This window comes from Streptomyces griseofuscus (assembly GCF_014673495.1).
Classification (GTDB): Bacteria; Actinomycetota; Actinomycetes; order Streptomycetales; family Streptomycetaceae; genus Streptomyces; species Streptomyces murinus.
This window is the reverse complement of sequence record NZ_CP051006.1, coordinates 3,825,519-3,843,480: the sequence shown is the minus strand read 5'-3', so window position 1 is coordinate 3,843,480 and position 17,962 is coordinate 3,825,519. Positions and strand designations below refer to the sequence as shown.

Annotated in this window: 22 protein-coding genes; 12 read left to right on the top strand and 10 right to left on the bottom strand. The window is 71.7% G+C overall.

All coding sequences use genetic code 11. The annotated features are described in order from the left end of the window. Positions 1 to 3: 3 nt before the first annotated feature. Entirely contained in the window at positions 4 to 855 is an 852-nt protein-coding gene (locus HEP81_RS17095) for a DUF3558 domain-containing protein (RefSeq protein ID WP_243279438.1), read from the bottom strand. Between the two features lie 126 nt (positions 856 to 981). Next, positions 982 to 1,815 (bottom strand): hypothetical protein, encoded by an 834-nt coding sequence (locus tag HEP81_RS17090; protein WP_037663444.1) that lies wholly within the window; start codon positions 1,813 to 1,815, stop codon positions 982 to 984. Positions 1,816 to 2,056: 241 nt separating this feature from the next. Between HEP81_RS17090 and HEP81_RS17085 the strand changes: the two genes are divergently transcribed. From HEP81_RS17085 to HEP81_RS17075, 3 genes are all read left to right on the top strand, one after another. Next, entirely contained in the window at positions 2,057 to 3,250 is a 1,194-nt protein-coding gene (locus HEP81_RS17085) for an RtcB family protein (RefSeq protein WP_037663448.1), read from the top strand. A 114-nt stretch (positions 3,251 to 3,364) separates the two neighbouring features. After that, the gene (locus tag HEP81_RS17080) at positions 3,365 to 3,655 is read left to right on the top strand and encodes a hypothetical protein (RefSeq protein ID WP_086805898.1); all 291 of its coding nucleotides are present in this window, start codon (positions 3,365 to 3,367) and stop codon (positions 3,653 to 3,655) included. Further along, entirely contained in the window at positions 3,643 to 3,957 is a 315-nt protein-coding gene (locus tag HEP81_RS17075) for a hypothetical protein (protein WP_198422744.1), read from the top strand. Before HEP81_RS17080 ends, HEP81_RS17075 begins: the two co-directional genes overlap by 13 nt. Before the next feature lie 26 nt (positions 3,958 to 3,983). Here HEP81_RS17075 and HEP81_RS17070 read toward each other — a convergent pair whose 3' ends face one another. Genes HEP81_RS17070 through HEP81_RS17060 form a run of 3 tightly spaced genes read right to left on the bottom strand, consistent with a single transcriptional unit; the run spans position 3,984 to position 5,339 of the window. Next, positions 3,984 to 4,178, bottom strand: a complete 195-nt coding sequence (locus HEP81_RS17070) for a hypothetical protein (RefSeq protein WP_037663450.1) — start codon at positions 4,176 to 4,178, stop codon at positions 3,984 to 3,986. Continuing rightward, positions 4,175 to 4,951, bottom strand: a complete 777-nt coding sequence (locus HEP81_RS17065) for an SDR family NAD(P)-dependent oxidoreductase (RefSeq protein ID WP_037663451.1) — start codon at positions 4,949 to 4,951, stop codon at positions 4,175 to 4,177. Before HEP81_RS17065 ends, HEP81_RS17070 begins: the two co-directional genes overlap by 4 nt. Before the next feature lie 49 nt (positions 4,952 to 5,000). Continuing rightward, complete coding sequence (locus HEP81_RS17060) at positions 5,001 to 5,339, bottom strand: YnfA family protein (RefSeq protein ID WP_037663453.1); 339 nt, start codon at positions 5,337 to 5,339, stop codon at positions 5,001 to 5,003. A gap of 96 nt (positions 5,340 to 5,435) precedes the next feature. Here HEP81_RS17060 and HEP81_RS17055 point away from each other — a divergent pair, with 96 nt between their 5' ends. From HEP81_RS17055 to HEP81_RS17040, 4 genes are all read left to right on the top strand, one after another. Then, on the top strand, positions 5,436 to 6,554 hold the full coding sequence (locus HEP81_RS17055) for an LLM class flavin-dependent oxidoreductase (RefSeq protein ID WP_037663454.1): 1,119 nt from the start codon (positions 5,436 to 5,438) through the stop codon (positions 6,552 to 6,554). Then, positions 6,551 to 7,126: an FMN reductase gene (locus HEP81_RS17050; RefSeq protein ID WP_037663456.1), complete on the top strand. Its 576-nt coding sequence runs from the start codon at positions 6,551 to 6,553 to the stop codon at positions 7,124 to 7,126. Before HEP81_RS17055 ends, HEP81_RS17050 begins: the two co-directional genes overlap by 4 nt. Positions 7,127 to 7,273: 147 nt before the next feature. Further along, on the top strand, positions 7,274 to 8,002 hold the full coding sequence (locus HEP81_RS17045; RefSeq protein WP_078967756.1) for a response regulator transcription factor: 729 nt from the start codon (positions 7,274 to 7,276) through the stop codon (positions 8,000 to 8,002). An 18-nt stretch (positions 8,003 to 8,020) separates the two neighbouring features. After that, positions 8,021 to 9,415 (top strand): sensor histidine kinase, encoded by a 1,395-nt coding sequence (locus HEP81_RS17040; RefSeq protein WP_220512168.1) that lies wholly within the window; start codon positions 8,021 to 8,023, stop codon positions 9,413 to 9,415. An 81-nt stretch (positions 9,416 to 9,496) separates the two neighbouring features. On the opposite strand, the gene HEP81_RS17035 is transcribed toward HEP81_RS17040, so the two are convergent. Further along, positions 9,497 to 11,323: a phosphatidylglycerol lysyltransferase domain-containing protein gene (locus HEP81_RS17035; protein ID WP_078967757.1), complete on the bottom strand. Its 1,827-nt coding sequence runs from the start codon at positions 11,321 to 11,323 to the stop codon at positions 9,497 to 9,499. Between the two features lie 113 nt (positions 11,324 to 11,436). Further along, positions 11,437 to 11,712 carry a hypothetical protein gene (locus HEP81_RS17030; protein WP_037663463.1) on the bottom strand — a complete coding sequence of 92 codons (276 nt, stop codon included), beginning with the start codon at positions 11,710 to 11,712 and terminating at the stop codon, positions 11,437 to 11,439. An 86-nt stretch (positions 11,713 to 11,798) separates the two neighbouring features. Between HEP81_RS17030 and HEP81_RS42670 the strand changes: the two genes are divergently transcribed. Further along, the gene (locus tag HEP81_RS42670; RefSeq protein WP_421673932.1) at positions 11,799 to 12,410 is read left to right on the top strand and encodes a M55 family metallopeptidase; all 612 of its coding nucleotides are present in this window, start codon (positions 11,799 to 11,801) and stop codon (positions 12,408 to 12,410) included. Between the two features lie 58 nt (positions 12,411 to 12,468). On the opposite strand, the gene HEP81_RS17015 is transcribed toward HEP81_RS42670, so the two are convergent. Further along, positions 12,469 to 13,083: a TetR/AcrR family transcriptional regulator gene (locus HEP81_RS17015; protein ID WP_037663465.1), complete on the bottom strand. Its 615-nt coding sequence runs from the start codon at positions 13,081 to 13,083 to the stop codon at positions 12,469 to 12,471. A gap of 75 nt (positions 13,084 to 13,158) precedes the next feature. Between HEP81_RS17015 and HEP81_RS17010 the strand changes: the two genes are divergently transcribed. Both HEP81_RS17010 and HEP81_RS17005 read left to right on the top strand, forming a co-directional pair. Beyond that, complete coding sequence (locus HEP81_RS17010) at positions 13,159 to 13,770, top strand: peroxiredoxin-like family protein (RefSeq protein WP_051850686.1); 612 nt, start codon at positions 13,159 to 13,161, stop codon at positions 13,768 to 13,770. Between the two features lie 193 nt (positions 13,771 to 13,963). After that, positions 13,964 to 14,641: a GAP family protein gene (locus HEP81_RS17005; protein ID WP_037663469.1), complete on the top strand. Its 678-nt coding sequence runs from the start codon at positions 13,964 to 13,966 to the stop codon at positions 14,639 to 14,641. Positions 14,642 to 14,670: 29 nt separating this feature from the next. Here the strand turns inward: HEP81_RS17005 and HEP81_RS17000 are convergent, their stop codons facing one another. After that, positions 14,671 to 15,735 carry a serine/threonine-protein kinase gene (locus HEP81_RS17000; protein WP_243279436.1) on the bottom strand — a complete coding sequence of 355 codons (1,065 nt, stop codon included), beginning with the start codon at positions 15,733 to 15,735 and terminating at the stop codon, positions 14,671 to 14,673. Between the two features lie 238 nt (positions 15,736 to 15,973). Between HEP81_RS17000 and HEP81_RS16995 the strand changes: the two genes are divergently transcribed. Continuing rightward, positions 15,974 to 16,357, top strand: coding sequence for an STAS domain-containing protein (locus tag HEP81_RS16995; RefSeq protein ID WP_237533710.1), 384 nt, complete (start codon positions 15,974 to 15,976; stop codon positions 16,355 to 16,357). A 92-nt stretch (positions 16,358 to 16,449) separates the two neighbouring features. After that, a complete protein-coding gene (locus HEP81_RS16990) occupies positions 16,450 to 16,878 on the top strand; it encodes an ATP-binding protein (protein WP_243279435.1) in 429 nt (142 codons plus the stop codon). Between the two features lie 84 nt (positions 16,879 to 16,962). On the opposite strand, the gene HEP81_RS16985 is transcribed toward HEP81_RS16990, so the two are convergent. After that, entirely contained in the window at positions 16,963 to 17,808 is an 846-nt protein-coding gene (locus HEP81_RS16985) for an RNA polymerase sigma factor SigF (RefSeq protein ID WP_182788753.1), read from the bottom strand. Positions 17,809 to 17,962: the final 154 nt, after the last annotated feature.

Below are 17,962 nucleotides of genomic sequence, written 5' to 3'. Positions count from 1 at the left end.
CGATCAGCTCTTCTTGGAGCCCGCGGAGGCCGAGGCGCTGCCGGAGGGCTTCGTGGACGAGCCGGCCGAGGAACCGCCGGATCCGGTGCCGCTGTTGGCCGCGGAGACCGAGGCCACCGCCTCCTTGAGGGCCTTCTCCGCGGACTTGGCGAGGTCCTCGGGGTCGGGGGTCTTGTCGCCCGCGAGACCCGCGCCGTTGTAGTCGAGGGTGACGACGACGTTCTCGGCCCGCGCCACCAGGGTCTCCTGCTTGAAGAGACCCTCCTTCTTGCTCAGGTCGTAGCGCACGGACGTCGCCTCGTCGCCGGTGCCGGACACCGGGACGACCTTGGCGTTCTTGGCGCCGCCCACCGACTGGGCGTCCTTGACCTGGTTGGTGAAGTACGTGTGGGCCTGGGTGTTGCCCGAGCCGCGGGTGGTGTCGGAGTCGAAGCGCAGCAGGGAGATGTTCAGCCAGCGGAACTGGGAGCCCTTGACGCCGTTGTTGCTCAGGCTGCTCCAGGAGCAGGAGGCACGGGAGGACGGTTCGTCCGAACTGCCCTTCTTGCCCGAGGAGTCGGCCTTGGGCACCATGTCGCCCAGGGTCTTCTTCGACAGTGCCTTGCAGGCGTCCGGCAGCGTCTTGTACGTCGCCGGCGCCACCGTCGGGGAGGAACTGGCGGACGGTGACGCGCTGTCGCCCGCCGGCTTGGAGGCGCTGGTGCCGTCGCTCTTGGGCTTGGAATCGCCGGAGTCCGAGGAGCAGGCCGCGGTGATCAGCACCGCGGGGACCGCGGCCGCGCAGACAAGGGCACGGCGCAGCCGCCTGTTTCGCTGTTCCAGTCGGTCACGGTCGTCTCGCTTGGCTCGCTGCATGGTTCCTTCACTCATGACGCTCGGTGTTCGTGCGGGTTCCTGCGGGGCCACCGTACGCGGTGAAGGAGCTGTGCGGTTTCCGTTCGGGACCTTTGCGGCCGGGAGTGCGAGGGGCCCGGAAGTGGATCAGCTGCCCAGCGCGTCGTCCAGCTTGGCGGCCAGATTCTGGGCTCTGTCCTGCATTTCCTTGCTGTCGGGTGCGGCGCCGGCGGCCATCGGCTGCTCCTCGTACTGGATGGTGACGACGACATTGGACGTGCGGAACACCACAGTCACCGTCCGCTGTGCGGCCGCCCCGCCGGACGAGCCGAGCTTGTCGTCCAGATACGCCTCGTCGCCGAGGCCGGAGAGGGTGCGCGGCTGGAGTTCGGGGGCCATGGCGCCCGAGGGGGAGTCCGAGGCGGCGGGCGCGGAGGGGGAGCCGCTCGGGGAGCTGGTGGGCGAGGGGGAGCCCGAGGGGGAGGCGTCCGCGCCGTCACTCTGCGTGTTCGTCGAGGGGGTGCCGCTCGGCACGGGGAGATCGGCGGCCGTCTCCTTCTGCTCGAACAGCTCCCGCGCCTGGTCGTCGTCGCTGACCGTGTTGTCGTACGACACCACGCGCTCCAGGTCGACCGAGAGGCGGTCGGTGGCGTCGGCGGACGGGACCTTCCAGCGGCAGCCGACCTTGCGGTCGGTGTCATAGGTCAGCTCGGCCTCGCCCTGGTACGCCTTGTCCCGCTGGTCGGGGTCGGCGATCTGCTTGATGCCGGGCAGCATTGCGTCGAGGGTGCCGCGGCTCACCGCGCCGCAGGGCTCGGGGAGGGTGCGGTAGCGGCCGGGCTGGGCCGCGGTGGTGGCGGTCCCGGCGTCGCCCGGGTTGGCGTCGTCCGCCGCGCCGCCGCCGCCCGAGCCGCCGGAGCAGCCCGCGAGCAGCGCCGCGAGCAGGGCGGCGGTGCCGGTTACGTACGCCTTCCGCTGCACGGGCGTGCTCCTTCCGACGGCTGCGCTCCGATGGATGCGCGCGATGGTCGCCTCAGTGTCCCCGCTGGTTATTCGCTTGCCGCGGCGGGGGTCGGCCTGGAGACAATGTGTATCGCACGCGCCGCCGTGGATGCCGGTCCGCGGTCCGCTTCCGATGCACTTGGCGTTGCTTTTCCTTTTTGATGCTTTTAAGCACTTTGTTGTCGTTTCTTGTTGCCGAGTCCGGGGGGACGAAGAAGTCATGTCGTACGTGGAGATGCCGGGCGCCCGGACGCCGATCCGGATGTGGGCGGACCCGGCGACGGTCGAGGAGGGCGCCCTGCGCCAGCTCCAGAACGTCGCGACGCTGCCGTGGATCAAGGGCCTCGCCGTGATGCCGGACGTGCACTACGGCAAGGGCGCCACCGTCGGCTCGGTGATCGCGATGCGCGGCGCGGTGTGCCCGGCCGCGGTCGGGGTGGACATCGGCTGCGGGATGTCCGCGGTGAAGACCTCGCTGACCGCGAACGATCTGCCGGGCGACCTGTCCCGGCTGCGCTCGAAGATCGAGCAGGCGATCCCGGTGGGCCGCGGCATGCATGACGACCCGATCGAGCCGGGCGGCTTCCACGGCCTGGCGACCAGCGGCTGGGACGAATTCTGGGGGCGGTTCGACGGGGTTGCCGAGGCGGTCCACTTCCGCCAGGGGCGGGCCACCAAGCAGATGGGCACGCTCGGCAGCGGCAACCACTTCGTGGAGGTCTGCACCGACACCACCGGCGCCGTCTGGCTGATGCTGCACTCCGGCTCCCGCAACATCGGCAAGGAACTGGCCGAGCACCACATCGGCGTGGCCCAGAAGCTCCCGCACAACCAGGACCTGGTCGACCGCGACCTCGCCGTCTTCGTCGCGGACACCCCGCAGATGGCGGCGTACCGCAATGACCTGTTCTGGGCGCAGGAGTACGCCAAGTACAACCGCACCCTGATGATGGCGCTCCTGAAGGACGTCGTCCGCAAGGAGTTCAAGAAGGCCAAGCCGCTGTTCGAGCCGGAGATCTCCTGCCATCACAACTACGTGGCGGAGGAGCGGTACGACGGGATGGACCTGCTGGTCACCCGCAAGGGCGCGATCCGGGCCGGCTCCGGCGACCTCGGCATCATCCCGGGCTCCATGGGCACGGGCTCGTACATCGTCAAGGGCCTGGGCAACGACAGCTCGTTCAACTCCGCCTCGCACGGCGCGGGCCGGCGCATGAGCCGCAACGCGGCCAAGCGGCGCTACACCGCCAAGGACCTGGAGGAGCAGACGCGGGGCGTGGAGTGCCGTAAGGACTCCGGTGTCGTGGACGAGATCCCGGGCGCCTACAAGTCCATCGACCAGGTCATCGACCAGCAGCGGGACCTGGTGGAGGTCGTCGCGAAGCTGAAGCAGGTCGTCTGCGTGAAGGGCTGAGGCCGCGAGCGCTCGCCGGGGGCCGGAACCATACCGGCCCCCGGCGCTGTCCTCAGGGTGCGGGTGCCGACCGTGCGGCGCCCGCGTGGGGAACTCTCCGGGGAGGGACGGCCGATGAACCGAGGGCGCAGCAGCGGGGCGATCCGGGCCGCGGGTCTGGTGGTGATCGTGGCGGGTCTGCTCGTGGGCTGCTCGCAGAAGTACGACGACCAGCGCGGCAAGGGCGACGCGCCGGTGCGGGGGAAGGCGGGGGACAACACGCCCGCCGAGGTCTACAACATGCCCGACGGCTTCGGGAACCTGGCCACCAAATGTGTGGGGCACGGGTTTCGCGCGTATGTGACGACCAATGCCAGCGGGCCGTCGAACGTGCAGATAGTGGAGGACAAGGCGTGCGCCGGCTGAGCGCGTCCCTCGCCGTGGCGGGGGTCTGCGCGACGCTGCTGCTCAGTGGCTGCTCCCGGCAGCACTACGAGGAGCGCGGCAAGGCTGACGCCCCGGTGGCGGGCCGCGCCGGGGAGGACTCGCCCGCCGAGGTCTACAACTTCCCCGACGGGTTCGGGAACCTCGCAACCAAGTGCGTCGGCGCGGGCAAGCGGGCGTACGCCACCACCAAGTTCGTCCAGCAGAAGGACGACGACGATGTCGAGATCGTCCCGGCGAACGCGGTGATCGTGGACGACCCGACGTGCCGGGCGGCCCGCTGACCCGAGACCCGGTGGGGGCGGTGGGCCTACTTGCCGTGCCGCACGGCGTAGATCATGACGAACGCCACCAGGTGGATGCCGAAGAGGAAGTAGGCGAGGAAGTACCAGACCTTGCGCTCGTCCCGCTTCTCGCGGGCGAGGCGGCGCTTGTCGAAGTCCTCGTCGAAGACCTCTGCGGGGGTGGCCGGCGCGGGTTCGCCCGTGCTGTCTTCGGCCGTCACAGCTCCCGGTGGACCTTCGCGTTGGATGCCTGGGCGCGCGGGCGGACGACCAGGAGATCGATGTTGACGTGGCTGGGCCGGGTCACCGCCCAGGTGATCGTCTCGGCCACGTCGTCCGCGGTCAGCGGCTCGGCCACGCCCGCGTAGACCTTCGCGGCCTTGTCCGCGTCGCCGCCGAAGCGGGTCAGCGCGAACTCCTCGGTCCTGACCATGCCGGGCGCGATCTCCACGACGCGCACCGGGCTGCCGACGATCTCCAGCCGGAGGGTCTCGGCGAGCACATGGGCGCCGTGCTTGGCGGCGACATAGCCCGCGCCGCCCTCGTACGTCGCGTGTCCGGCGGTGGAGGAGACCACGACCACGACGCCGTCGCCGCTCGCCTCCAGCTTGGGCAGCAGGGCCTGGGTGAGGTTCAGGGTGCCGATGACGTTCGTCTCGTACATCGTGCGCCAGTCGGCCGGGTCGCCGGTGGCCACCGGGTCGGCGCCGAGCGCGCCGCCCGCGTTGTTCACCAGGACGCCGATGGTCTGGAAGGCCGTCGCGAACTCGTCCACGGCCGCGCGGTCCGTCACGTCCAGCGGGTACGCCGTCGCCGCGTGGCCTGCCGCGTTGATCTCCTCCGCCAGGGCCTCGATACGGTCCTTGCGGCGGGCGGTGAGCACCACGCGGTACCCGGCGGCGGCGAGCTGCCGGGCCGTCGATGCGCCGATGCCGCTGCTCGCACCGGTGACGACGGCGATGCGGGAGGCGGCGGACGGGGCGGACGTGGCCATGGGCTGCTCCTCGGGTGTGTCGGTCGGCTCCGTCCAATGTAGGCGAGGCTCAGCCGCCGTTCCTCGGGGCCCACATGATCAGCGCCATTCCGCCGAGGCAGACGAGCGCCCCGGCGATGTCCCAGCGGTCCGGCCGGTAACCGTCCGCGACCACGCCCCACAGGATCGAACCGGCCACGAAGATCCCGCCGTACGCCGCGAGGATGCGCCCGAAGTGCGCGTCCGGCTGGAAGGTCGCGACGAACCCGTACGCCCCGAGCGCGACCACCCCGCCGGCCGCCCACAGCCACCCCCGGTGCTCCCGCACCCCCTGCCAGACCAGCCAGGCCCCACCGATCTCGAAGATCGCGGCGACGACGAAGAGAGCGGCGGAACGGAGGATCGGCATGGGGGCAGCTTGGCACGCGGGCCCCCGGAATATCCGGGTGAGGGGCACTGTTGGGCGGTATAGTTGAATGGTCAACCAATTGGAGGGTGAGCGGCCATGCAGTTCGGGATCTTCACGGTCGGTGATGTGACGACGGACCCCACCACGGGGCGTACGCCGACCGAGCGCGAGCGGATCAAGGCCATGGTCGCCATCGCGCTGAAGGCCGAGGAGGTCGGCCTGGACGTCTTCGCGACCGGTGAGCACCACAACCCGCCGTTCGTGCCGTCGTCCCCCACCACGATGCTCGGCTACGTAGCCGCGCGGACCGAGAACCTGATCCTCTCCACGTCCACCACGCTGATCACCACCAACGACCCGGTGAAGATCGCCGAGGACTTCGCGATGCTCCAGCACCTGGCCGACGGCCGTGTCGACCTGATGACGGGTCGCGGCAACACCGGCCCGGTCTACCCCTGGTTCGGCAAGGACATCCGCCGGGGCATCGACCTCGCCATCGAGAACTACGCCCTGCTGCGCCGCCTGTGGCACGAGGACGTCGTCGACTGGGAGGGCAAGTTCCGCACCCCGCTCCAGGGCTTCACCGCGACCCCGCGCCCGCTGGACGGCGTGGCGCCGTTCGTCTGGCACGGCTCCATCCGCTCCCCGGAGATCGCCGAGCAGGCCGCCTACTACGGCGACGGCTTCTTCCACAACAACATCTTCTGGCCGGCCGAGCACACCAAGCGGATGGTCGACCTGTACCGGGCGCGCTACGCCCACTACGGGCACGGCACCCCCGAGCAGGCGATCGTCGGCCTGGGCGGCCAGGCGTTCATGCGGAAGAACTCGCAGGACGCGGTGCGCGAGTTCCGGCCGTACTTCGACAACGCCCCGGTGTACGGCCACGGCCCCTCGCTGGAGGACTTCACCGAGCAGACCCCGCTGACCGTGGGCTCCCCGCAGCAGGTCATCGAGCGGACCCTGGCCTTCCGCGAGACCGTCGGCGACTACCAGCGCCAGCTGTTCCTGATGGACCACGCCGGGCTGCCGCTGAAGACCGTCCTGGAGCAGCTGGACCTGCTCGGCGAGGAGGTCGTACCGGTACTGCGCGAGGAGTTCGCGAAGGGCCGCCCGGCGGACGTGCCGGACGCGCCGACGCACAGGTCGCTGCTGGCCGCGAAGGAAGCGCACGAGAAGCAGGACAAGCACGAGAAGCAGGAGAGTGCCGTATGAAGCTCGTCGTCGTATCGGCGGGACTGAGCGTCCCCTCGTCCACGCGGCTGCTGGCCGACCGGCTCGCCGCCGCGGTGGCGGACCGGACACCCGTGGACATCGAGGTGATCGAGCTGCGCGACCTCGCCGTCGAGATCGCGCACCAGTTCACCAGCGGCTTCCCGGGCAAGGCGCTCGCCGCCGCGCAGGACGCGGTGACGGGGGCCGACGGGCTGATCGTCGTCACACCGGTGTTCAGCGCGTCGTACAGCGGGCTGTTCAAGTCGTTCTTCGACGTCCTCGACAAGGACGCGCTGACCGGCAAACCGGTGCTGATCGCAGCGACCGGGGGCACCGCACGGCACTCCCTGGTCCTCGACCACGCCCTGCGCCCCCTCTTCTCCTACCTGCGGGCCGTCGTCGTGCCGACCGGCGTCTACGCCGCCTCGGAGGACTGGGGCGCGGAGGGCCTGCCGGAGCGGATCGAGCGGGCGGCACAGGAACTGGCCGCGCTGCTGCCGAAGACGGAGCACCGTAAGGAGCCGGGAGTGGTGCCCTTCGCCGAGCAGTTGGCGGCACTGCGCGCGTCCTGAGGGGCACGGCTTCCCCACCCCGGTCGGTGAGAAGACGGTAGGCGACCCGGGCCGGTTGCCCGTGTGACGGTGAGAGCGCGGTAAAAAGGGTGATCGTAGGCCCAACCACCCCCGCCGAACCGTCGGCGGCCTTGGCAGACTGGTGACGTGCCCCAGACTGTGCTGCTCGCCGAAGACGACCGTGCCATCCGCCACGCCCTCGAACGTGCCCTGACCCTGGAAGGGTACGAGGTGACGGCGGTGGCCGACGGCGTCGAGGCGCTCGCACAGGCCCACAAGACGCCACCGGACGTCCTGCTGCTCGATGTGATGATGCCGGGCATCGACGGCCTCCAGGTCTGCCGCGTGCTGCGCGCCGAGGGCGACCGCACCCCGATCCTCATGCTCACCGCGCTGGTGGAGACCGCCGACCGGATCGCCGGTCTGGACGCCGGCGCCGACGACTACGTGGTCAAGCCCTTCGACGTCGAGGAGGTCTTCGCCCGGCTGCGCGCCCTGCTGCGCCGCACCACCCCGGTCCCCGCGGGCCCGGCCGTGGGTGACGGCGGCGGCCGGGGCGAGCCCCAGCTCTCCGACCGGCAGGTCGAGGCCGCCGGTATCCGCATGGACCTCCAGGCCCGCCGGGCCTGGCGCGGCAAGCGGGAGCTGGAGCTGACCCGCACCGAGTTCGAGCTGCTCGAACTGCTGGTGCGCAACGCCGGCATCGTGCTCGACCACTCCACGATCTACGACCGGATCTGGGGCTACGACTTCGGCCCCGGCTCCAAGAACCTCGCCGTCTACGTCGGCTATCTGCGCCGCAAGCTGGACGAGCCCGGCGCCCCGCAGCTGATCCACACGGTGCGGGGCGTGGGTTACGTGCTGCGGGAGGACTGAGTGGGCCGCCTGCGCCGGATGCTCGCTCGGCGCCGGCCCAAGCTGGTCTCCCTGCGCACCACCTTCGCCATCTCCTTCGCCGCCGTCACCGCGGCCGTCGCGATCCTCGTCGGCATCGTGTCGTACGGCTCCGCGGCCCGGCTGGTCCGCGTCGACCAGCAGTCGGTGTTCAGCCAGGTCGTACAGGACGTACGGGACGAGGTACGGCAGCACAGGATGGAGCCGGAGGACTTCTCCTCCTCCCGGCCGGGACACGATCTGGTGCGGCCGGCCCGGACCGATGTGCAGGTGCTCGGCGCGCAGGGCGAGATCGTCGACCACGGCGATCCGTCGCTGCCCGTCACCTCCCATGACCGGTCGATGGCGCTGGCGCGGACGGCCGGCAAGGCGGTCGAGCACAAGGACGTCCAGGTCGGCGACGACCTCTACCGCATCGCCACCGTCTCGCTCGGTGACGGGCGGGGCGCGGTGCAGGTGGCGCAGGAGTTCAGCGACACCGAGGATCTGCTGCGCACGCTCCAGCAGCGGACGCTGATCCTGATGGCGGCCGTGGTGGTGGGGGCGGGGCTGTTCGGCTGGTGGCTGGCCCGCCGGATCACCCGGCGCCTGGTGGTGCTCACCAGCGCCGCCGAGGACGTCGCCCGCACCCGGCGCCTCGGCATCGAGGTCCCGGTGGCCGGGCTCGACGAGGTGGGGCGGCTCGGGCGGGCCTTCGACCGGATGCTGGGGCGGCTCGCGCAGTCGGAGGAGGACCAGCGGCGGCTGGTCCAGGACGCGGGCCATGAGCTGCGGACGCCGCTCACCTCGCTGCGCACGAACATCTCCCTGCTGCGCCGCATCGACGAGCTGCCCCCGGACACCCGGGACGACCTCGTCGCCGACCTCACCCAGGAGGCGCGCGAACTCACCGACCTGGTGAATGAGTTGGTGGACCTCGCGGCCGGGCAGTCGGACACCGAGCCGCCGCAGCGGGTGGACCTCGCCGACATCGCGGAGGAGGTGGTGGGGCTGGCGTCGCGGCGTACCGGACGGCAGATCGTGCTGCGTGCGAGCGGCGACACGACGACCGACGGGCGGCCGGGGATGTTGCAGCGGGCCATGTCCAACCTGGTGGAGAACGCGGCCAAGTTCGACCGCGCGGGCCAGGCGCCGATCGAGGTCCACATCATGGGCCCGGCCCGGCCGGGCACCGTCCGCGTCGAGGTCCTGGACCGGGGGCCCGGCATCGCCGAGGGCGACCTGATCCGCATCTTCGACCGCTTCTACCGGGCCGCCGACGCACGCTCCCTGCCGGGCTCGGGCCTCGGCCTGTCCATCGTCCGCGAGGTGGCGATGGCCCACGGCGGAGCGCCGTTCGCGTACCGCCGGGAGGGCGGGGGCGCGGTGATCGGGTTCACGGTGGGCGGGGGGTAGGGCCTGTTACGCCAGGTCCCCCGCCCCCGCCCCAGGTGCGACTTTCCGCCGCCGGGCGCGGGCGGGGGAACGCCCCGACCGCTACGACTGCTGCGACCGCTCCCCGATCACCGGCAACGTGAGGAACCCCTCCGCCCGCGCGCTCGCCAGGCCGATCCGCGGGATGTCGCTGGACTTGGCGAAGAGCAGGAACCGCGGCTCCCACACCGGGCGGTACTTGGCGTTCGCCCGGTACAGGGACTCGATCTGCCACCAGCGGGAGAAGAAGGTGAGGACCGAGCGCCACAGCCGCAGCACCGGGCCCGCGCCGAGCCGCGCGCCGCGTTCGAAGACCGAGCGGAACATGGCGAAGTTCAGCGAGACCCGCTGGACCCCCAAGTCCCCGGCGCGCAGCAGCAGTTCGACGACCATGTACTCCATCAGGCCGTTCTCGCAGTCGCGGTCGCGGCGCATCAGGTCCAGGGAGAGGCCGTGCTCGCCCCAGGGCACGAAGCTGAGCAGGGCGCGCGGCTGGTCGTCGCCGTCGCGGCACTCCAGCATCACGCAGCGGCCGTCCCCGGGATCGCCGAGGCGGCCCAGTGCCATGGAGAAGCCGCGCTCGGTGGCGCCGTCGCGCCAGTGGTCGGCGCGGTCGATGAGATGGGCCATCTCGTCGGCCGGGATGTCCTCGTGGCGCCGGATGCGCACGGTGTAACCGGCCCGCTTGACCCGGTTGTGGGCCTGGCGGACCACCCGCATCGGGCGTCCTTCGAGGGTGAAGTCGGCGATGTCCACGATCGCTTCGTCCCCGAGTTCGAGGGCGTCAAGGCCGTGCCGCGCGTAGACGGTGCCGGCCTCCTCGCTCGCGCCCATGACCGCGGGGATCCACGCGTGCCGACGGGCCTCGGCGAGCCAGGCGTCGATGGCGCCGGGCCATGCCTCGGGGTCGCCGATCGGGTCACCGGAGGCGAGGGAGACGGCGCCGACCACGCGATAGGTGATCGCGGCCTTGCCGCTGGGGGAGAAGACGGCGGCCTTGTCGCGGCGCAGCGCGAAGTAGCCGAGGGAGTCGCGGGCGCCATGCCTGTCGAGCAGGGCGCGCAGCCGCTCCTCGTCGGCGGCGGTGAGCAGTTGCTCGCCGCGCGGGGAGCGGAAGCAGGCGTAGAGGACGAGGCAGAAGGCCGCGGCGAGCAGGGCGTTGACCGTGATGTCGGTCCAACGGGGCGCGTGCACATGGTCGATGCGGTCGGCGAACACGCCGACGCTGATGCCGCGCAGATAGGTGTAGACGATCTCGTCGGTGAGATTGGCGCCGGGCAGCTTGTTGGTGGCGTGCACCAGCAGGGTGCCGAGGCCGCCGGTGGCCAGCAGTCCGCCCGCGCCGACGGCCAGCGCCAGCTTCGGGTTGGAGGGGTCGCCGACCGCGTTGAACTCGCGCCTGCCGATCAGCAGGGCGGCCACGAACAGAGCGGTCAGACCGGCGGAGACCCAGTTGAAGACATGGTCGGCGTACCGGTCCTGGGTGATGAGCCCGATGACGTACACCACGAGGAGCGGTCCGGCGAGCGCGATGTTGGTCAGCCAGGCGGCACGCTTGCGGCGCCGCATCACCAGCATCAGGAAGATCGCGAGCGCGGCCGAGACCAGGCCGCCGGTGGCCAGGTACGGCGTGAAGAACGCGCCGACGTGTTGATGCGGATGCTCCTGGTTGAAGAGCTTGCTGGTGTTGTGCTCGTGGACCTCCTGGCGGAACGGCAGGGAGAGGACCGCGAGGACGTTGAGCACGGCGATCAGCCGCAGGTACCACACCGTGGCCGAGGCCGCGCCGGCGCGTAGCCGGGGGCCGGGCGTGAGCGGCGGGAACTGGCGGCGCGGGGCACGCTCGGCGGGGGCGTGCGCGGAGGGGACGGTCGACTGCGGAGCGGGCATGGTGACTGGTCACCTTGGGGAAGGGGGACGGGGACTACGAGCGCGACCCTACAGCTTGTAGGGAAAAATGCGCCGGTCTGTCTATCGGGACAGGAGCGTACCGGGCTCGCTTCTTACCCGGTCCTTTCCGTGCCGCGCCGGGCGGAGGTCAGCAGCCAGGCCAGGTTGCCCACCGCGGCCCCGGCGGCGACCGCCGCGACGATCACCCCGCCGGTGGCGAGGCCGTCGCTGAACAGATGCGGGCGCCGGTCGAGGCTGTGCAGCCCGAAGCCGCACAGTTCGTACACGCCGACGGCGGCGACGAAGAGGCTGACGACGAGTACGGCGAGGGTCGGTGCGAGGCTGCGTGCGCAGACCTCACCGCTGGTCGCCGTCTCCGTGTCCTGCATGGATCCCCCGTTGACGTGGTGGAACAGGTGTGTGAACGGCCTCGCGGCCCTGGCCGATTGGGAACCTACAATACGTAGGGTCCGGCATGGTCGACGCCATGCGTGCGCACGTGAGTGCGGACATGGAAGGCGTCACGGGCCTCGCCGGCGCCGCCGACGTCCAGCCGGGCGGCCGGGACTACGGGCGGGGCCGCTCCATGATGGCGGAGGACATGGACGCGGCGGTGCGCGGCGCGCTGGCGGCCGGCGCCCACGAGATCCTCGTGCACGACGCCCACGGCCCGACGCGCGATCTGCGCCCCGGCGACCCGCACCCCCGCGCGGCGTGCGCCGAGACGACCGAGTGGGGCCCGCCGGTGGCCGAGGCGATCCGCACCGTCCGCGTGACCGGGTCCGGCCTGCCCACCGTGTACATCAGCGGCGACAACGCCTCCCTCGACGTCGTGCGGGAGATCGCCGCCCGGTACGCCCCCGTCGACACCGCCGTCCTCTTCGCGGGCGCGCCCCGGCTGTCCGCCCTCGACGACGCACTCCTCGTCCTCGACGGCCAGGGTGCGGCGGCAGCGGCTCAACTCCTGGGCGCGCGCCGGGTGGTGGCCGCCCATGTCGACAGCTGGGCGCACTTCACGGAGACACGGCGGGACGTGGAGACGGCGTTCGAGGAGGCGGGTCTGGCGGACCGGCTCCGGTCGGCCTGAACGGACCGGCTCCGGTCGGCCTGAACGGACCGGCTCCGGCCGGCCTGAACCGCGGGGCTCAGTCGGCCAGACCGCGCAGCAGGACGGCCAGTCCGCCGAAGAACTCCCGCTCGGGGTCCACCTGTCGGGCGCTGCGGCCCGTGGCGGCCATGAGCGGGAAGTCCTCGGGCGGCAGGGCCGAGATGGCGGCCGTGCCCGCGCCGGAGAGGGCGCCCAGGTGCTCCAGCTGGAGGGCGCCGCTGACGTAGGCGATCAGGCTCCGCAGGGCGATGACCCGCCGCTCCCCGTCGAAGCCCGCGCCGGTGAGAACCATGAGGACCGTCTCGGACCAGCGGAGCAGCGCGCGCGAATGATGCCGGTGGGTCATGGTGAGGGGTACGACCGCGGGGTGCGCGCCCAGCGTGTCCCGCATCCGCCGCACCAGGACCTCGATCCGCTCCCGCCAGGGCAGGCCGGCGTCCGGCGCCCCGGTGTCGACCGCCGCGAGCACGAACTCCACGACCAGCAGCTCCAGTTCGTCGCGGTCGCGGACGTACCGGTAGAGCGCCATCGTGCTCACGCCGAGCTCCTTGGCGACCGCGCGCATGGACAGCGCGGCGAGACCGTCGCGGTCGAGGACGGCGAGCGCGGCGGCGGCCAGTTGATCGTGGCTCAGGGAGCGGGGTCGTGGCATGGCGCTTGACAGCGTACGGCATACGCCTAACCTTGGTAGGTGTACGGCGTACGCCTACCAAGGAGGCCGATGTCGATGCCGACTCCCCTGCCCGGAGGGCGCCTTGCCCCCGGGGCCTCGATCACCCCGCGCACCCTCACCCCCGTGACGGGCCCGCCCGTCGAACTCCCCGACCCCGACCCGGCCCGGCTGACCCACCTCCAGTTCCGGCGCTTCGCCGGCTGCCCGGTGTGCAATCTGCATCTGCGGTCGGTCGTACGGCGGCACTCCGAACTGACGGCGGCCGGCATCCGCGAGGTGGTTCTCTTCCACTCACCCGCCGACGAACTGCGCGAGCACGTCACCGAGTTGCCCTTTCCCGTCGTGGCCGATCCGGACAAGCGGCTGTACGTCGAGTTCGGCGTGGAGTCCGCACCGCGGGCCCTGCTGAACCCACGCGTCTGGGGCCCGCTCCTGCGCGCGGTACTGCGCAGCGCGTGGACCGTCCCGCGCCGCCGGGAGCACGCACCGGCAGCCCAGCCGCACGGGGGTCGGCTGGGACTGCCCGCGGACTTCCTGATCGACGCCGAGGGCAGGATCGTGGCCGCACGCTACGGCGAGCACGCCTACGACCAGTGGTCGGTGGACGAGGTGCTGGCGCGGGCGGGGGAGGCGGGGGCTCCGCGGAGCGGCACCAGGGGGTCGTAGGGGCGAAGCGGCGATCGCGGCGGCGGGTGCCGGGCCCGCCGGGCGCTCCCGAGGACAGATGCGGTCCGGCGCAGGACGATGGAAGTCCGACGTGCCGTGTACGGCGCCCGGCCGGCCTGCTCGGTACCGCTTCCGTGCGGTCGCCGCCGTGGCCCGCTCGCACGGGCTCCCCGACGCCCGGACGGAGGCAATCATGGGCGGAGTCCTCGGTGACGTGCTGGGTTTCGCGGCCGCCGTCGCGATCAGCCCGCTCCCGATCATCGCGGTCATCCTGATCCTCGCCACGCCTCGGGGACGTCTGAACGGCGTCCTGTTCACCGTCGGCTGGATCCTGGGGCTCGCGGTCCTCGGCGCGGTGATGCTGGCGATCGCCTCCCCCTCCGGCGCCTCCGCCCACCATCAGCCGCCCACCTGGGCGGGAGCGCTCAAGCTCGCCCTGGGCCTGTTCCTCGTCCTCTTCGGCGCCCGGCAATGGCACCGGCGGCCCCGGGACCCCGCGCAGGCCCGGCTGCCGAAGTGGATGGGGGCGATCGACCGCCTCGCGCCGGCCAAGATCTTCGCACTCGGACTGGCCCTGGCCGCGCTCAACGCCAAGAACGCCCCGCTGACCATCGCCGCGGGCGCCACGATCGGCTCCGCCGGGCTGCCGGTCGGACAGCAGATCGCGGTGCTGGCGATCTTCGTCGTCATCGCCACCCTCGGCCTGCTGGCCCCGCTGGGAGTCTTCCTCGTCGGCGGCGAGCGGGCCAGGACGACCCTCGGCAACTGGAAGGGGTGGGCGGCTCAGCACAGCGTCGCCGTGATGGCCGTCCTGTTCTTCGTCCTGGGCCTGAAACTCGTCGGCGACGGCATCTCCGTCCTCGCCTCCTGACGCTGCCGTGACCCCGCGGCCCCGGCCGCTCAGCTCGGTGAGAACCAGGCCATGCCCGCCAGCAGTGCCAGTACGAAGAGGCCGGTGCCGCCGAGGACGGCCAGCACGCGGGAACGGCGGAGCAGCGGCAGGCGGGGGCGGCGGTTCGCGGCCCGGTGCACGCTCGTCTGCCACTCGGTGTCGCCCGCCGGGGCGTACGCGCCGGCGGAACGGGCCGGGGGAGCGGGAGCGCGGCGGGCCGGGGCGGCGGCGTGGCGGGTGGACCTCGGGGCGGGGGTGAGCGACTGCTTCGAGCGGCCGTGGCCCTGGTGCGCGACCGGCAGCGGCTCCGGTGCGCCGCGCCAGGATCCGCGCCCGAACCAGTCCGCCACCTCGTCGGCCGTGGGCCGGCTCTCGGGCTCCTTGGCCAGCAGGCCGAGCAGATAGTTCTCGAAGGCGGGCGAGAGGTCGGTGCGCAGCTGCCGGGGCGGTACCGGTGCGGCGTCGAGGTGCTGATGCAGCACCGCGAGCGGGCTGTCCGCCTGGAACGGCGGTCGGCCGGTGAGGAGTTGGTAGAGCACACAGCCCAGGGAGTACACATCGGACGCCGGCCCCGCGGTACGGCCCAGAGCCCGCTCGGGCGCGAGGTAGAGACTGGTGCCGACGATCTGTCCGGTCGCGGTGAGCGCGGAGTTGGGGTCGTCGAAGAAGCGGGCGATGCCGAAGTCGCCTATTTTCAGGGTGTCGTCGGCGGACAGCAGCAGGTTGGCCGGCTTGATGTCCCGGTGCACGATGCCCTGCCGGTGCGCGAGGGCCAGCCCGACGGCGGCCTGCGCGGCGATCTTGGCCACCCGCTCGGCCGACAGCGGCCCGGAGGCGCTGAGCACCCCGTCGAGGCTGCCCCCGTCGACCAGCTCCATCACCAGGAACAGCCGGCCCTCGAACTCCCCGAAGTCCAGGACGCCGACGACGTTCGGATGACTGAGGCGCCCCGCGGTCTGCGCCTCCAGCCGGAACCGCGAGGACGCGGTGGGGTCGGAGTCGTGGGGGAGCAGGAGTTTCACGGCAACCGGTCTGCCGAGCGTCTCGTCGAAGGCCCGCCAGACCTCCCCCATCGCGCCCCGCCCGATGGTGTCCCGCAGCCTGTATCGGCCCGCTATAAGCACTTGTTCTTCATCCTCATGCCCAAAGACGTCTGGATCGCCGCAGGCCGTGACTCACCGCGGGAGCGGATCAGTTGGGAGGGTGCCGCAGCGGCCCAAGCGTAGCGGCCCCGCGGGCGTCGGGATGCGCTCAGGTGTCCGCCGTACCGGCGACTGGCCTGACGGAGGCCGGTGATGTGAGGATGACGCAATGCATCCGGGTTCGGAGATGAAGGTGCACGTCACCCGCCACGAAGAGACCTTCGTGATCACACTGCGCGGCGAGGTGGACTGGGACGACGCCGAGGACTTCGAGGCCGCCCGGCAGACGGCCGACCGCGCCGCGCTGCCCGTCACGGCGATCGACCTGTCCCGGGTCACCTTCGCCGACAGCATGCTCCTCAACGCCCTGCTGGCGCTGCGGCGCCGTCACCGGTCCGACGGCCGCGACCTCGTACTGCTCGGCCCCCTGCACCCGGCGGTCCGGCGGCTGCTGGCCGTCAGCGGGGTCCTCGAACACTTCACGATCTCGGACACCGGCGCCACTTTGGGTACCGGCCGTCAAGAACCCCATGAGGACGAGGACAGCGGGTAGCCGAGAGCCATACACGAGAAGTATTTGTGATCAAAAGGAACTTACGCCCTATCGGAGACACTTCCATGGTCAGCCCGCTCGGAATCCAGGCGATGGATGAACCCCGCTCGGCGCCCTCGCGCTACAGCGCCGTCTGGGGCATGGCGGGGATTTCCATCGCCGACGCCCGCGGGGCCGTGCGCACCCTGCTGGCGCGCGCGGGCCACCATCCCGACCAGCAGTCCAACCAGGACGCCCAGCTCGTCGTGAGCGAGCTGGTCACCAACGCGCTGCGGTACGCCCCCGGACCCGGCGCGCTGCTGCTGGAGCTCTCCGCCGACGCCGCCCGGCTGACCATCGCCGTCCGTGACGGCTCCTCCGACCAGCCCCTGCTGCGGGAACCCGACCCGCGCCGCGCCGGCGGCCACGGTCTGCACCTCGTCACGCGGCTGTGCGAACAGGTGCGGACCGTTCCGTCGGGGGAGGGCAAGCGGATCGTGGCCGAGCTGCTCCTCGACAGCGGGGCCGAACCGGGAGGTTGAGGGGGGCGGGGGCCGCGTCCTGCTGAGGCCGCACCCCCGCTGTGGGCTGCCGCCCCCTGCTCCCCGGTTCGGCGTGTGCCGCTCTCAGCCGGTGGTGAGCATGCCCTCGCGCAGCCGGGCCAGGCAGCGGGAGAGCAGCCGGGAGACGTGCATCTGGGAGACGCCCAGGCGTTCGCCGATCTGGGCCTGGGTGAGCTCCTCCACGAACCGCATGTGGATGATCTGCCGGTCCCGCTCGTCCAGTTCGGCGATCAGCGGCGCCAGCGCGTGGAAGTCCTCCACCAGTTCCAGGGCCGTGTCCTCGGCGCCGATGAAGTCCTGCAGCGCGGCTTCACCGTCCTGGCTGCCGCCGAGGGTGGCGTCCAGGGAGGAGGAGTTGTAGCCGTTCGAGGCCAGCCGGGCCTCCCGCACCTCGTCCTCTGGCAGGCTCATCAGCTCCGACAGCTCCTTGACCGTCGGCTCGCGGTCCAGCCGGCCGCGCAGCTCCTCCGTCGCCCGGGCGAGCTGCACCCGGGCCTCCTGGAGGCGCCGGGGCACGTGCACGGCCCAGGTGGTGTCGCGGAAGAACCGCTTGATCTCGCCGACGATGTAGGGGATGGCGAAGGAGGTGAACTCCGCCTCGCGGGACAGCTCGAACCGGTCGATCGCCTTGATCAGGCCGATCATGCCGACCTGGACGATGTCCTCCATCTCCTCCGGTCCCCGGCTGCGGAACCGGCCGGCCGCGTAGCGGACCAGGGACATGTTCATCTCGATCAGCGTGTTGCGGGCGTAGCTGTATTCGGGTGTGCCCTCCTCCAGCGTCGCCAGCTGCCCGAAGAAGAGCCGGGAGAGGTCGCGGGCGTCCTTGGGCGCCACCTTGGAGGGGTCGGCGACATCGGGCAGGCCGGGGACCCGCGTGCCGGCTGCCGTCGTGGTCATGAGTGCCATGGTGTTCCCTCCCGAGACCAGTTACCGTGCCCGCCGTTCGGAGACGAGGTACGACATTCGCGCGTCTACCCCGTCGTTCGGCACCTACACCCATGAGGGCTTCGACGGAGTGCGCGGCACGATTCTCCACGGGGCTCCGGGGCTCCGGGGCTCC